This is a genomic window from Methanobacteriaceae archaeon (assembly GCA_030656015.1).
In the GTDB taxonomy this organism is placed as follows: Archaea; Methanobacteriota; Methanobacteria; order Methanobacteriales; family Methanobacteriaceae; genus UBA349.
The window spans coordinates 83,923-96,210 of the sequence record JAUSNX010000014.1 but is presented as its reverse complement, the minus strand read 5'-3'; the positions used below and the strand labels follow the sequence as shown (position 1 = coordinate 96,210).

The 12,288-nt window shown below is 32.7% G+C and carries 14 protein-coding genes; 10 read left to right on the top strand and 4 right to left on the bottom strand.

What is annotated here, in order from left to right:
• Window positions 1-74: 74 nt before the first annotated feature.
• The 8 genes from Q7I96_10080 to Q7I96_10045 all read left to right on the top strand — a co-directional run bounded on the left by Q7I96_10080 (window position 75) and on the right by Q7I96_10045 (window position 6,671).
• Window positions 75-1,475, top strand: coding sequence for a 4Fe-4S binding protein (locus Q7I96_10080; protein MDO9627957.1), 1,401 nt, complete (start codon window positions 75-77; stop codon window positions 1,473-1,475).
• On the top strand, window positions 1,472-1,957 hold the full coding sequence (locus tag Q7I96_10075; GenBank protein ID MDO9627956.1) for a 4Fe-4S dicluster domain-containing protein: 486 nt from the start codon (window positions 1,472-1,474) through the stop codon (window positions 1,955-1,957). The genes Q7I96_10080 and Q7I96_10075 overlap by 4 nt, the downstream gene beginning before the upstream one ends.
• Window positions 1,958-2,025: 68 nt before the next feature.
• Window positions 2,026-2,472 (top strand): NADH-quinone oxidoreductase subunit B family protein, encoded by a 447-nt coding sequence (locus Q7I96_10070; GenBank protein ID MDO9627955.1) that lies wholly within the window; start codon window positions 2,026-2,028, stop codon window positions 2,470-2,472.
• Between the two features lie 161 nt (window positions 2,473-2,633).
• Window positions 2,634-3,773 carry a nickel-dependent hydrogenase large subunit gene (locus tag Q7I96_10065; protein ID MDO9627954.1) on the top strand — a complete coding sequence of 380 codons (1,140 nt, stop codon included), beginning with the start codon at window positions 2,634-2,636 and terminating at the stop codon, window positions 3,771-3,773.
• Window positions 3,774-3,784: 11 nt separating this feature from the next.
• Entirely contained in the window at window positions 3,785-4,783 is a 999-nt protein-coding gene (locus tag Q7I96_10060) for an NADH-quinone oxidoreductase subunit H (GenBank protein ID MDO9627953.1), read from the top strand.
• A gap of 115 nt (window positions 4,784-4,898) precedes the next feature.
• Window positions 4,899-5,162: an energy-converting hydrogenase B subunit P gene (locus tag Q7I96_10055; GenBank protein ID MDO9627952.1), complete on the top strand. Its 264-nt coding sequence runs from the start codon at window positions 4,899-4,901 to the stop codon at window positions 5,160-5,162.
• Window positions 5,163-5,358: 196 nt separating this feature from the next.
• Entirely contained in the window at window positions 5,359-5,847 is a 489-nt protein-coding gene (locus Q7I96_10050; protein MDO9627951.1) for a pyridoxamine 5'-phosphate oxidase family protein, read from the top strand.
• A 167-nt stretch (window positions 5,848-6,014) separates the two neighbouring features.
• On the top strand, window positions 6,015-6,671 hold the full coding sequence (locus Q7I96_10045) for a DUF5612 domain-containing protein (GenBank protein MDO9627950.1): 657 nt from the start codon (window positions 6,015-6,017) through the stop codon (window positions 6,669-6,671).
• 140 nt (window positions 6,672-6,811) lie between these two features.
• Here the strand turns inward: Q7I96_10045 and Q7I96_10040 are convergent, their stop codons facing one another.
• The 4 genes from Q7I96_10040 to Q7I96_10025 all read right to left on the bottom strand — a co-directional run bounded on the left by Q7I96_10040 (window position 6,812) and on the right by Q7I96_10025 (window position 10,672).
• Window positions 6,812-7,087: a hypothetical protein gene (locus Q7I96_10040; protein ID MDO9627949.1), complete on the bottom strand. Its 276-nt coding sequence runs from the start codon at window positions 7,085-7,087 to the stop codon at window positions 6,812-6,814.
• A 94-nt stretch (window positions 7,088-7,181) separates the two neighbouring features.
• Window positions 7,182-8,009 (bottom strand): Dna2/Cas4 domain-containing protein, encoded by an 828-nt coding sequence (locus Q7I96_10035; protein ID MDO9627948.1) that lies wholly within the window; start codon window positions 8,007-8,009, stop codon window positions 7,182-7,184.
• Between the two features lie 162 nt (window positions 8,010-8,171).
• A complete protein-coding gene (locus tag Q7I96_10030; GenBank protein ID MDO9627947.1) occupies window positions 8,172-9,266 on the bottom strand; it encodes a homoserine dehydrogenase in 1,095 nt (364 codons plus the stop codon).
• Window positions 9,267-9,577: 311 nt separating this feature from the next.
• The gene (locus tag Q7I96_10025; GenBank protein ID MDO9627946.1) at window positions 9,578-10,672 is read right to left on the bottom strand and encodes a DNA polymerase subunit beta; all 1,095 of its coding nucleotides are present in this window, start codon (window positions 10,670-10,672) and stop codon (window positions 9,578-9,580) included.
• A gap of 232 nt (window positions 10,673-10,904) precedes the next feature.
• On the opposite strand from Q7I96_10025, the gene Q7I96_10020 reads away from it, so the two are divergent.
• Together Q7I96_10020 and Q7I96_10015 are read left to right on the top strand one after the other, a co-directional pair.
• A complete protein-coding gene (locus tag Q7I96_10020; GenBank protein MDO9627945.1) occupies window positions 10,905-11,474 on the top strand; it encodes a DUF366 family protein in 570 nt (189 codons plus the stop codon).
• A gap of 233 nt (window positions 11,475-11,707) precedes the next feature.
• The gene (locus Q7I96_10015) at window positions 11,708-12,187 is read left to right on the top strand and encodes a 6-carboxytetrahydropterin synthase (GenBank protein MDO9627944.1); all 480 of its coding nucleotides are present in this window, start codon (window positions 11,708-11,710) and stop codon (window positions 12,185-12,187) included.
• Window positions 12,188-12,288 lie beyond the last annotated feature (101 nt).

The window sequence follows — 12,288 nt, the reverse complement described above, 5'->3', positions numbered from 1 at the left end:
ACTAATATGAAATTAATTAATAAATTGCATAATATTGTGTAATAATGAGGTAAATAAATCTAGAAGGAATTATCATGTTTTTATCAACTAACAAGTGCGAGGGTTCAGGGGAATGCATAAAAGAATGTCCCACAGAAGCTATACGTCTGATTGATGGGAAGGCTTTTAGCTGCATAACTTGTGGTGCATGCGCCGATGCTTGTCCTAATAGAGCAATATTCAAAAATAAATATGGTGGTTATATTGTAGACCGGGCACGATGTAATGCATGTGGTGTATGTGAATTCACCTGTCCTGTTAACAGCATAAAAATAGAAAATGGTGTTACTAAAGGTATATGTGCTCGTTGTGGAATTTGTGTTGATGCTTGTCCACATGATGTCAGAGTCGATGCCTTTGATATTATTGAGGATCGCCAGCTACAATTTTTAGAATCTTTAAATCTGGCCATACAGGCTCCTAAAAGAGTATCTGCAGAACATGATGGGGTTGAACGGGTAAATGTAGTCACTGAACGGGATAAATGTACTTTATGTCGCAGATGTGAGTATTACTGTCCTACTGAAGCCATAATAGTAAATGTTGATCAAAGTGGAGTTTGTACTGATTGCCGGGTCTGTGAAGATCTCTGTCCTGCAGATGCTATTAAAGACACCACAATTGATAATGAAAAATGTACTTTATGTCTGAAATGTGTAAAAGAGTGCCCTAACAGTGCTATTTATATAAAAGACTTCCAGGTTTCCATTAAAAAGCCAGAGGATATAAATGGAGAAAATCTTGAAAATTTTGAATTTCCTGGAACTTCAAAAATCACGGGAAGTATTATATCTTGCTTAAACTGTGGTTTATGTGCTGATGCTTGTGAAAATGATGCTTTGAGAATGATTGATGGAAAACTAAGATTTGATCCTTCTATTTGCTCTGAATGTGAAAGCATGGCCTGTCTGTCTGTCTGTCCAGTGGGAACACTAAGACCATCAGAAATCTCAGGGATGGGACTAAAAGGATACTGTGTATCTTGTGGCCGATGTGTAAATGTCTGTGATATTAATGAGGCCCGGAGTTTTAAAAAGGTTAACTGGGATGGAAGCATTTCTGATGACTGCATATCTTGTGGTATCTGTGCTGAAATATGTCCTAAAGAGGCCATTACTCTTAAAAGAGGAACCATTGATGTGGATAAGGCCAAATGTATTTTATGTGAAAAATGTGGTATTCACTGTCCGGTCGATGCTATACCTAAAACTACCATGCGTAAAAAATCAATCAAAGACGGATTTACACTTATAAATGATAAATTGTGTATGCAATGCCATCTATGCGAAAAAATATGTCCTGAAGAGGCCATATCTGAAACAGAAGATGGAAAATTAGTAGTGGATGAAGATAAATGTATATATTGTGGGGCCTGTTTTAATGCCTGTCCTGCCAGAGCAGTAATGTTTGAAAGAGAGTTTGAGGAATCAGTATGAAAAATTTAATTAGGATAATCCTGGAAGGGGCTTATACCAATTTTAAAAGGATAGCTTTTGCCTCAGACCGGGTTACTGACATGGAAATGAGAAGCCGAATCCTGGAAGGCCGTGTTCAACCCACAGATAAAGTGGCTGAAGTGGCTTGTATTGGATGTGGTGGATGTTGTAATGCTTGTCCAACAGAAGCGGTGGAGATGAAGAATCTGGAAGAGCCAGTAGAACTAATGGAAGGGCTTGTTAAAACTCAAATTCCAGTTCTAAACAGTGAGAGATGTGTTCACTGCTATTACTGTCACGATTTTTGTCCATTATATGCGTTATTTGGTGAAAAAGCTACTATCCATCCAAATGATGTTGGAATTGTAGAATCAGATATTACTCAGTTAATGGATAAACCTTTCAAGATTTCAGATGATAAAATTGCTTTTATATCTCAGTTTTTAGCAGATAAAAGTATTTTAAAGAAAAAAAAGATTTAATCTGAAATTTTAACCTAATTATATTATAAAAAAACAATAATTAATTATAAATTTATGAGAGTGATCAAATGAGCCTCAAATCGTATTCAAGGGCCAGAGCTGTTCATGCCATGCTAGTATATACTGGAGGATGTAATGGTTGCGATATAGAAATCGTCAACGCTGTTTTTTCTCCTAAATTCGATGCAGAGCAATATAAAATCTTCTTAACCTGGAACCCCCGGGAGGCAGATGTTCTCATTGTCACCGGTCCAGTTACCAAACACAATGAAAAACCTTTAAAAGAGATATATGATGCAATACCTGAACCTAAAGCAGTTATAGCTGCGGGGGCCTGTGCTTTAATGGGTGGAGTTTATAAAAACATCCATGGAGATTTGCCATCTGAAGAAATCTCGGGACCTGTGGATAATATTATACCTGTGGATGCAAAAGTTCCAGGATGTGCAGTAAGGCCGGAAGATGTGCTGGCTGGCGCAGTGGCCGCTTTACCTAAACTTTTAGATGCGGATTAAAAATCTGTTATGCTTGCTAAAATATATATTTCAATGTAGCAAAAAAATTTAAAATAAATATAAAATTAAAAATTAAAATTTAAATTCAATCAAATTAATCATTAAAGTGATATTATAAGTAAAAATTATCTAAATCACCAAAAAACTTTACAGGTGTTATAATGGATGAAAATAATAAACCAAAAAGGCAAGAAGTAATAGAGACGGAAGTTACTATGGGAACCGTCCACTCTGCTGCCATTGAGCCTTATCGGGTTAGACTCTTTGTGGAGGACGAAATTGTCCGAGACGCAGAGATAACCGTAGGTCTGAATCACAGAGGTATTGAACGTATAATGGAAGGGCTACCTGTGGAAAAGGCCAATAGCTTAACCGAAAAAATATGTGGAATTTGTTCCAACAGTCACATCTGGAATTCAGTAATGGTTGCTGAAAAGGGCCTGGGTATTGAAATTCCGGAAAGGGCCACCTATATTCGAATAATTATGGGGGAACTGGAAAGATTACACAGCCATTTGCTTTATTTGGCTCATGGAAACGAAGTTTTAGGTCATGAAACATTTGCCATGCGGATTTTTTACATAAGAGAGACAGTAATGGAACTTTTAAGGATGATTGGAGGCAACCGAGTACAATATGGTGTTTCCATCATTGGGGGGGTCAGACCACGCTGTGAACTTGATTTAATGAGAATCCAGAAAATCAGTGAAGGTATGGATCTTATTGAGGAAAAAATAACAGAATTTGCAGATAGATTTGTATCAGATCCTATGGTAATGTCCAGGATTACTGGTGTCGGTGTTTTAACTAAAAAAGATGCTTTAAGACTAGCTGCTACCGGCCCGACTCTTAGATCAACTGGTGTGGATTTGGATCTTCGCCGGGATATGGAAATTTACGATCCCTTTGAATTTGATGTCATTACACAAGATGATGGAGATGTTAAGTCCAATCTGCTTATGAGAGTTCTTGAGATACCCGAATCAATTAAAATCATTAGACAAGCCATTAAAAACATTCCAGCAGGCCCCATTACTGACCGCAGTTGGGAAATGCAGGATACGGGTATTATCAAAAGTTACATAGAAGTACCGCGAGGAAAGCTTTTACACTCTTATGCATTAGAAGAAGGAAGAGTAAGAGGATCTATAGTAAGAACACCATCTATAACTAACATAGGGGCCATGCAGCAAGCATGCATTGGTAACCATATTAGTGATGCTCAACTGGCCATTGTGCAATGTGATCCCTGCTTTACCTGCACAGATCGTGCTATAAAGATAACTCAAATTCAAATTTAGGAGATTAAGTCATGGAAGCTTCTATTATCATATATTCAACAGCAGCAGTGATTGGGACTTTAATCGTGGCCTTGTTTGTGGGCCTATGGCTGCCAGGAATTGAGAGAAAATTTATACATGCAAGAATTCAGCAGAGAATCGGACCTCCAATTTCCAGTCCGGGTATTATGGCCCCTTTGAAGTTTTTTTTCAAAGAGACCATAATTCCTAATTCTCCATTACCTCGCCTTTACAATGCACTGCCTTTAGTAGGTTTAGTATCTATATTTTTCATATTGCTGTTCTTAATACCTCAAATGTACTTTGTAGGTGCATTAGCAAGTGTCATAGCAATTGTGGGACTTTTAAAAATTGAAGAGGTCATATATGTATTCATGGGATCTTTATCTCGTTCCATAATGTCTTTGTCTATGCCTTTTCCAGACATTGTTAAGGGTGCTAAACATCCTGATGTACCCCGGTCATTTTTAGAAGATTTAAGTGCAATGAGGGCCTTTAGACTCATTGCTTTTGGATCATTCCCCATATACATTGCATTATTTATACCGGTGGCTATGGCCGGCAGTGTATTCTTGAGTGATATAATCTCTTATCAGCATATGCATGGTCCGGTTTTATTCACTTTAGCTGGAGCTTTAGGAGCTTTGGTATTTTTCATTGGATACATGATTTTACTAAATGAATATCCATTTGCTATCCTTAAAACTAAAGCTGATGTTATAGAAGGTCCATATATGGAATACGCCTCAAAATACAGATCTTATATCTATATTACTAGAGGTTTCCTCATGTTCACGTTAGGAGCTATATTTTCAGTACTTTTCTTGGGAATGCCTCCTAACATTTTAAGCTGGTCTATCCTGGTCAATATTGCTGTGGCATTAATATTCCCTATATTCATGGCCATATTCAGTGCTTTTGCTCCAATATTCACTTTCAAGCAATTTTATCCAGTTGTAGTTGGATTTTCACTTTTAGGGGTCCTAGCTGTGGTTATTGCGCTTTTCTAGGCAATAATATGGAATAAATGTGAGTTAAAGGAATTCAGATGTTAAATGAATTTCATATAAAATCTATTATATTATCAAAAATCTTAAAATATTAAATTATAATTTAGGTGATCAAATGAAATTTGTGGTTAGGCCTCATCATATAATCAGTACGGGCGGTTACATTGTAGAGGTGGACTTCCCTTACAGAAACCTTATTGTTGTTAATCCCACGTCTGAACCTATTAAAATAGATGTACCTATCTTTTCAGAGGATTGGATAGATGAACACAGGGCTTTGGGTTTGAATATCACTCCGGTTAAGGAGGAAGATAATTTTCTCAGTTTATTTAGAAAAGAGCAGATAAAATTGGATAAAATTAAATCTGAGTTAGAATAATATTGATTTTTTAATATTTATCCCTATTATTCTTGATTGTATTACTTGGTTTTTAATAACTTTCAATCTATTTCTAAATTCATATAAAATTTTTAAAGGACTTAAGGAACAATTAAAGATATAATACTTATTTTATATTACTTGACTAATTAAAAATAATTATTTGACTAATTTAACTATTAACAGATGAATTCAAATGAAAAAAAAGATGAGACGGGCTGAAAAGACTATAACTGATTCTTTCACTATTGATGCAATATTAAATAGTTCCGAAATTTGCAGAATTGCTTTTTGCGATAATCAATGGCCATATATAGTTCCTATGAACTTTGCCCATGAAAACGGATTTATTTACCTTCACTCTGCTCGTGAAGGACGTAAAATTGACATAATCAATGAAAACAATCGTGTTTGTTTTGAAATTGAAAATGAATGTGAAATTTTACCTTCTGAAAATGACTGTAGTTGGGGAATGAAATACCAATCGCTTATTGGATTTGGATTTGCAACTTTAGAAGATGATTATATTGAAAAAAAGAAGGCTTTAGATATCATTATGCGAAAATATTCTTCAAAATATTCTTCTACTAAAGATTCTTTTATATATACTAAAAAATCTATTGATTCAATCATAATAGTTAAAATTGAAATTATGGATATTTCTGGTAAAATATCTGGATATTAGGTATTTATTAATTTTTAAATCCAGAAAAAATTCATTTTTAAGCTAATGTTACAAATAAATTAAAATTCAAAAAAATTTATCTAAAAAATAATCAATCTATAAATTTATTATCTAAAAATACCATAATTAATTTTAATTACAGTTTTTCATGTTTTTGGAGATATTTAATGAGTAAAGTTGCTATTACCATAAAAACTATTGAACGGCCAGGAGTTTTAAGTCAAATCACTGACATGTTTGCTTCAGATGGAATCAATATCACTTACACTCATTTATTTGTAGAAAAAGATGGTTCTGGTTCTATTTACATGGAACTGGAGGATGTTAGGGATGTTGATAAATTAGTTAGTGCTATTAATGATTCAGAACCCGTTTTAGAAGTTAAAGTTCATAGATCTCTGGATGATATATATGGAAAAAGGATAATTATCATTGGGGGTGGTGCGCAAGTGGCTCATGTGGCCATGGGCGCTATTAGTGAGGCTGATCGTCATAATATCAGAGGCGAGCGGATTAGTGTGGATACCATACCTTTGGTTGGTGAAATGGAACTTGCAGAAGCAGTTTTTGCTGTTGGTAGGCTCCCCCGAGTTGGTGCTCTTGTTTTGGCCGGATCTTTAATGGGTGGAAAAATCACGGATGCCGTGGAAAAGGTTAAAAATGAGCATGATCTAGTGGTAATTAGCCTTAGCATGCCGGGTAGTGTTACTGAAAAAGCAGATTTGGTGGTAACAGATCCTATACAGGCAGGAGTGATGGCGGTAATGGCAGTGGCCGATACTGCAATTTTTGATATTAAAAAAATCTCTAAAAAAAGGTTTTAGAAATTTTTAGAAAAGTGAGCTATTTACTAAATAATATTTATTAATTTCAAAATCCTTATAAAATAAAATTAATACTTATTTAATTGATACTTATTATAAATGGAAAATAAATTAAAATATTATTTTTATTTTATTATAGGTTAACTCATTTCTATGGCTCTAATAATCCTGCTAGCAGCGTTTTTCAGCTCAGGATCTTTTATATCGCCACTTTCTCGTACTTTTAATGCTAATTGCAGCACTTTTGATACGTCGGCGGGTTTTAAATTTTCAGCCATTCCTAAATAAGTCTGATCTTTATCGTCTTCTATTTTGACTTTTTCTTTGTCCATCAGCTCCAGCATTACCCTGCAAGCACCCATAACACTGGAATCTTCCATTCCTTTGCATTTTTTAATGAGTTCATCTTGTTTCATTTTATCACCTATTATCTACCTTAGATATTATATATAACTTTAAATAGTTTTATATTTTGGGATAAACACTTTTTCAGGTTTTAATGGTCTCTTTTCATGAAAAATCAAGATTTTGATTGCATATTTCCATATAACTACATTTTTCACATTTTTTTGGATTTATATTTACTTCAGGAAGATCTCCTAGATTTATTATTTCTCGAATAGCATCTATTACTATAAAAAGTCCTTCTCTAAGCTCTGAATCAATAACTACGGGTCTTCTATCTCCTAAACGCTCATAATCTACAAAACCAACCATTACCTCGGTATCGAATTCTCTTTCTATTAATAATCCATAAGCAGCTATTTCTAGAGCATCTGAGTCCCATACGCCTCTGATGGGAGGATTTTTTAATTTTCTGCTTATGGGATAATATTTTCCATTTACTATCTCAATTTTATCTATGTTTCCCGATATTTCCAGGCTTTTATCTCTCATTAAATAGCTTTGTAATGATGGAGGAAAAATCATTTCTACTATTTGTCCTGCGTCTTTTTTTGTTTTTATTAATATTCTGTGTATTTTCAATGCTAAAATGGTATTTTCAACTTTTAAATCTTTTTCTAACTCATTAAAAAGTAAATTTTTATCATTATTATCAGCAAATTCATAATTTTCCAGAGATTTTTTTAATAGATAAGGAACATCATTATAAAGTGTTTCACTAATTTGGGCAGCACTCATATCTTTGTTTACATTCATCAAATTTCTACGCAAAATATCTCTAAAATCATTATTTAGCTGGCTCAAAATCTTATTGTAGTTTTTATTTTCGGGTGTTTTTTCATTTTCAATTTCTTCAAGCTCTAAATGATTTCTTAGATATAATTTCAGGGGACAATACAAATATTCATTTATTGAAGAGACTTTAATTGTCATTTTATCACTTATTATCCATTTATTCTATTTTACTGCATTTTAATCTGGGATATAAACCTTAATTTAATAAATTACTATTATCTATATTTTAATATATTAAGTTTATATTTTTTTTTATTTTAGTATTACTATAATTTAAAAAAAATATAATTTTAAAAGAATTTAATCCTCTAAAATTCGGATAAACATACATGGGGCTTTTATTTCTGGTAATTGATCTATTTGGGAGATAGCATCCATAATATTCTTTTCTGATGCTTTATGAGTTACCATAAATATGGGAATGGATTGATTTTCATCATTTTTCTCTTGATTAACAGATTCCAGACTAATGTTGTACTTACTTAAAATCCCAGAGATTTTATGAAGTACTCCTGGTTGATCAAGAGCTTTTAAACGTATATAATATTTAGAAACCACTTCAGCCATATTTTTAATAACTTTTTCTTGACTTTGAGGAGGACCATAAGTGATTTCTTTTTCCGTATTACTGATTATGTCAATACAATCGCCTACAATGGCACTGGCAGTGGGCATCATTCCCGCACCTTGTCCATACATCATAACTGGACCTACTGCGTCTCCAATCATGTAAACTCCATTGAAAACGTCATTTACTGAAGCCAATAGATGATCTTGGGGAATTAATGTGGGGTGCACTCTTACTTCTAATTCATCTCCCACTTTTCTAGTGATTCCCAGGAGTTTAGTAACATATTTCAGTTTTTTGGAAGTAAATTCAATATCTTGAGGAGTAATTTTTGTTATTCCTTCTACATGGAACTTCTCCTGAGCAACATAAGTTCCAAAACCCAGTATGGTTAAAATTATCAGCTTTTGAGCAGTATCATGACCCTCAATATCGAAAGTAGGGTCTTGTTCTGCATAACCTTTTTCTTGAGCTTCTTTAAGAACATCATCGAATTTTAATCCTTCTTCACTCATTTTGGTGAGTATATAATTGGCAGTTCCATTTATTATTCCATAAATACCTTCAAAGTTATTAGCTGCCAGAGATTCATTTAATGGTTGTAAAAGAGGTATTCCCCCACCTACACTGGCCTCGAATGAAATTCTCACATTATTTTTTTCAGAAGTCGAGGTTATTTCTTCCCAGTGTTTTGCTAAAAGTGCTTTATTGGCAGTAACTACGTGTTTTCCATTTTCCAGGGCCTTAAGAATAAAACTGCGGGCAGGTTCATATCCTCCAATTAGTTCGATAACAATAGATATTTCTGGATCTTCTAAATTATTAATTTAATTATCTATTATATCTATTACAATTAAATTGATTATTTAAATTAAATTATTTTTCAAAGCGAAATTGTTAATACAATATTATTTCATTGGATTTGTAATACTTATATAGTTTTTTATTATTACTATTTTATTACTATTTTTAATTAATTAGATTGGATTAAATACTCTATTACAATAGTGTATTTTTAAATTTTAAGAAATAGCTAAAATAATTTTTAAATTGATTTGAAAATTTGAAATTATTTGAAAAAATATAAAAAAAATAATATTAATTAGAATCAATTGATGACCTTGAAGATATGACTTCTTCAGGGATTAGATGTTAATGGATTGTCTTTAAGTTTTATAAATTCGTTTAAAGATTCTCTGGTAGTTCCTACAACAATCCTATAACTTTCTTTTTCACCTATAACTTTTTCCAGCTTACCTCTTGCTGTAATCTGTTCTCCTTCAAGGGCCTGGCCAGAGTATGTATGGGTGAAGGAAGCTATTTCACTAATATTTATGTCAATTTGGTTATTATCTAATGAATCAAATCTAATTTCAATTATTTTTACATCATGGACGTCATAAACTGCTGGATTGTCAAATGATGCTAGAGCATTGGATACAGTACATTCCACAGTCATTTGGCCCAGTGGTTCATATCTAGTGTCGCCCCAGGTTCCAGAAATCTCGTCCCATTCACGGGTGGCCAGTATGTCAAATAAAGTTCCATCCACGACTCCTCTGTTGTTTTTTCTTTTTTCATACCAGCAGAATTCTTCAAAACTTAATGTGAAGTCGCTGATTCGTTTATCATAAACTTTTCTCCAGTAATTATCATCAATACTTTTAAATGATTTGTTTTCTGCAGTATCTTTAATTTTCCCGAATAAATTCTTGGCTCGACGGTGATTAGCCATACCATAAATTACAAAATCTATATCTGAACTTTGAGAGTCGTATAATTCGGGTAATATTGATCCGGATATTCCCATGCTTTCATAGGGTATATCTGCACCTTCATGGAATGTGTCTGCAACTTTAATAACTTTTTTCAGAAGATGATTTTCATTAAATTTATCATCTGTCATTCCAATATTAATATAATGGTCCCTGATTTCTTTTAATCTTTCATTAGGCCTTAAAATTTCTTTAATCTTATTTAAAGGTACACCCATCATCTGCACATTTGTATTATTGCAATCATATAAATAATAAGGATAATTTTCTTTTAAAAAGCTGTAAGCTTCTTTGGAACCAACTTTAGTGTATGTTTTACCATTTTTAATTCGTTCACCTTCCGGATCCGGAATGTAACGTAAAAATGCCAGAATCCGGTCTTCAGGATGTATATAAGATGTAGTTGCAAAAAACAAATCATCTGTGGTATATATGAAATCTCGGGTTCTGGCTCTCATATTTAATTAAGTGGTTAAATAAACTATTAATATGTTAGCTCATATTTTAAAGCTTGATTCATAAACCTATATTTAAAGAACAAAAATTAATTTATCTAAGTCAAAAGATAATTATTAGTATAATAAGATTTTGAATAAAATAATTTTTATCTCTTAACTGGCCTCTGAATTTGCAATTATATAATCAATTTAACATTCAATAATTATTATGCAATGGAAGATTTCTATGAAAATGATTAATCACTTTGTTGAAGAAAACACATGTTATGATGGGAGCCAGATACAACCTTTATGGGCCCTAGACCAAATAGGGATAAAAGGTTCCAGTATAGTTTCCTGGATAGGATCCATGGAAATTGAACCATCAAAAATTATTGATGTGGAAGATGTTGGTTTAGAAATTAAATCAAAGGAAATGATCCATTTCATTGTAGAACATTTTGATTGTCAGCCTACTAATATCAAACTTTGTTATCATCGCCAGAGGATTTTGGTCATGATATTAAAAGATGAGCTGGCCCAGTGGGGAGTTCAATGTACTCGTAGTGGTGATGACCTGTTTGTGGGAAATGGAAAACTAACGGTTTCAATAGCTACTATATCTGCAACCAGCATGAAAATTCACTTGGGAATCAATATAATTAGTGAAGGAACTCCTGAAGACGTTGAAACCATAGGTATTTTAGAAACAGGAAATATTGGCCGAAAGGATTTATTTAAGTTTATTAATAATATTTCTGAAGCCTATATTGAAGAAATAGCGTCAATTGAAAGAGATATATCCAAAACACGTGCTTTTTAACTTATTTTTATAGCCATCCACTAGTTATTTATAATTATGGATGTTTTTATTTTATTTGAAATAATCAATAACCCATACTTAATTAAATTAAGATATTTAAAATAAATACAATTCTCTATTTAATTTAATTTAATTTTTATAGAAAATTCATCAATGAAATTCAATGCATTAAAAATATTTTTATCTTATTAATTTATTTAAATTAAGACTAAAGGTTAATTAAAGGTTAAATCATGAAAATTGTTATTAATGGTATTCACGCTAATTTAAGATTCTCTGCAGCACACATGATTCCCGAGCATGAATCCTGTGGATGTATACATGGCCACTCATATATCGTAGATGTGCAAGTAGAAGGAGAACGTAGTGGAAAATTTGGCTTTGTAGCTGATTTTAAGGAAGTTAAAGGAGTAGTAAGAGATATATCTTCTACATTAGATCATAAAGTACTGATTCCTCTACAAAACAATCTAATTAACTTTAAATCTACTGAAGGTTCAGTAGAATTTGTTATTCAGGGAAAAGAGTATAAATTGCCAGCAGAGGATTGTTTATTACTTGATTTGAAATCTACTTCGGCCGAAGATCTGGCAGAATACTTTACTGAACGTGTGTTTGATAAATTAAAGGAAAAAGGGGCCAAAATTTCCAGTGTGGAAATATGTGTCAATGAAGGTATCGGACAGGGTGCTTTTTTCACTAAGAGTGACTAATGTTCTTATTTTTTAAAATTTTTGATAATATGGCGATTATAATTCAAAAATAAGCACATAATATCTGTTAAAAGATAAAAAACACAACAATCCTAATACAA

Bases quoted from the DNA above. Each gene is read 5' to 3' on its own strand.
- Q7I96_10020 (MDO9627945.1), top strand. From the start codon at position 10,905: ATGATTAATCACTTTGTTGAAGAAAACACATGTTATGATGGGAGCCAG.
- Q7I96_10065 (MDO9627954.1), top strand. From the start codon at position 2,634: ATGGATGAAAATAATAAACCAAAAAGGCAAGAAGTAATAGAGACGGAA.
- Q7I96_10035 (MDO9627948.1), bottom strand. From the start codon at position 8,009: ATGACAATTAAAGTCTCTTCAATAAATGAATATTTGTATTGTCCCCTG.
- Q7I96_10060 (MDO9627953.1), top strand. From the start codon at position 3,785: ATGGAAGCTTCTATTATCATATATTCAACAGCAGCAGTGATTGGGACT.
- Q7I96_10070 (MDO9627955.1), top strand. From the start codon at position 2,026: ATGAGCCTCAAATCGTATTCAAGGGCCAGAGCTGTTCATGCCATGCTA.
- Q7I96_10045 (MDO9627950.1), top strand. From the start codon at position 6,015: ATGAGTAAAGTTGCTATTACCATAAAAACTATTGAACGGCCAGGAGTT.
- Q7I96_10015 (MDO9627944.1), top strand. From the start codon at position 11,708: ATGAAAATTGTTATTAATGGTATTCACGCTAATTTAAGATTCTCTGCA.
- Q7I96_10055 (MDO9627952.1), top strand. From the start codon at position 4,899: ATGAAATTTGTGGTTAGGCCTCATCATATAATCAGTACGGGCGGTTAC.
- Q7I96_10050 (MDO9627951.1), top strand. From the start codon at position 5,359: ATGAAAAAAAAGATGAGACGGGCTGAAAAGACTATAACTGATTCTTTC.
- Q7I96_10075 (MDO9627956.1), top strand. From the start codon at position 1,472: ATGAAAAATTTAATTAGGATAATCCTGGAAGGGGCTTATACCAATTTT.
- Q7I96_10040 (MDO9627949.1), bottom strand. From the start codon at position 7,087: ATGAAACAAGATGAACTCATTAAAAAATGCAAAGGAATGGAAGATTCC.
- Q7I96_10025 (MDO9627946.1), bottom strand. From the start codon at position 10,672: ATGAGAGCCAGAACCCGAGATTTCATATATACCACAGATGATTTGTTT.
- Q7I96_10080 (MDO9627957.1), top strand. From the start codon at position 75: ATGTTTTTATCAACTAACAAGTGCGAGGGTTCAGGGGAATGCATAAAA.